General features: G+C 65.5%; 1 pseudogene. It reads left to right on the top strand.

Features of this window, described 5'->3' with window-relative positions:
• Positions 1-281, top strand: a pseudogene (locus QMX89_RS22775) (phosphate acyltransferase); the annotation flags it as partial.

The raw sequence follows: 281 nt of genomic DNA, 5'->3' as shown, positions 1-281 counted from the left end.
CTACGACACCGCCACACGCCTGAACCAACTGAACAAGGAAATCCCCATCGATGACCGCGAGCGTGCGGAGATCATCTCCGATTTCGTCGCCGGCCACCTGGATGCCCAGTGGCTGCATCAGCGCTGCGGCACGCCACGGGAGCTGCGGCTGTCACCGGCCGTGTTCCGCTATCAGCTGATCCCGCGCGCGCAGCAGGCCTACAAGCGCATCGTCCTGCCCGAAGGCCACGATCCGTTGACCATTCAGGCAGCGGCCATCTGCCAGACCCGCGGCATTGCCC

Origin of the sequence: Pseudomonas sp. PS01301 (genome assembly GCF_029960215.1) — a bacterium.
In the GTDB taxonomy this organism is placed as follows: Bacteria; Pseudomonadota; Gammaproteobacteria; order Pseudomonadales; family Pseudomonadaceae; genus Aquipseudomonas; species Aquipseudomonas coleopterorum.
This window is presented reverse-complemented; position numbering and strand designations above follow the sequence as displayed.